A 947-nucleotide genomic window follows, 5' to 3' on the forward strand; every position below is an offset into this window, starting at 1 on the left:
CTGCCTCCCGGCGCGATGACCTGGCGGGCTTTCTCGGCGAGATCCTGGCCACGCCCGACCCTGTGCTCGACAGCCTGGGCGGCGACCTCAAGCATTACCGGGCGCTGTTGCGCGACCACCAGGTCAAGTCCTGCTGGCAGCAGCGCCAGCGCGCCATCACCGCCGCCGAATGGGAGGTCGAGCCCGGCGGGACTTCCGCCCAGGACAAGGCAGCCGCCGAGTTTCTGGACGAACAGCTGCGCAGGATCGGCTTCGACCGCGTCTGCGCCAAGATGCTGCATGGCCAGTATTTCGGCTATGCCGTGGGCGAGTGCCTGTGGGCGCGCGACGGCAGCCGCATCACGCTGGAAGCCATCCGCGTGCGCAAGCCCGAGCGCTTCCGCTTCGGCCGCGACGGGGCGCTGCGCCTGGTCACCCGGACCAGCCCGGCGGGCGAGGTGATGCCCCCGGCCAAGTTCTGGGTCTTCACGGCTGAAGGCGACAATGACGACGACCCCCATGGCCTGGGGCTGGCTCATTACCTTTACTGGCCCGTCTTCCTCAAGCGCAACGCCGCCAAATTCTGGGCCATTGCTTTGGAGAAGTTCGGCATGCCCACGGCGGTGGGACATTATCCGCAAGGGACCACCAATTCCGAGATCGCCAAGCTGCTGTCCAGCCTGCTGGCTTTGCATGGCCAAGCGGCCGTCGCCTTCCCGGAAGGTTTCCAGGCCAAACTGCTGGAAGCGGTGCGCACCTCGGGCGGCGACCACGATACCTTCGTGCGCTATTGGGATGCGGCGATTGCCAAGATCATCCTGAGCCAGACCATGACCACCGATGACGGCTCCTCGCGCAGCCAGGCCGAGGTCCATGAGAGTGTCCGTGACGACGTGGTCCAGGGCGATGCCGATCTGCAATGCGAGAGCTTCAACGATCAGGTCGCCCGCTGGCTGACCGAATGGAAC

At 66.1% G+C, this 947-nt stretch carries 1 protein-coding gene; it reads left to right on the top strand.

The window, feature by feature from the left end:
- A partial coding sequence (locus EPD66_RS23825; protein ID WP_142851045.1) for a DUF935 family protein occupies positions 1-947 on the top strand: 947 nt, incomplete at both ends.

This window comes from Telmatospirillum sp. J64-1 (assembly GCF_006980715.1).
Lineage (GTDB): Bacteria > Pseudomonadota > Alphaproteobacteria > Rhodospirillales > Magnetospirillaceae > Oleiliquidispirillum > Oleiliquidispirillum nitrogeniifigens.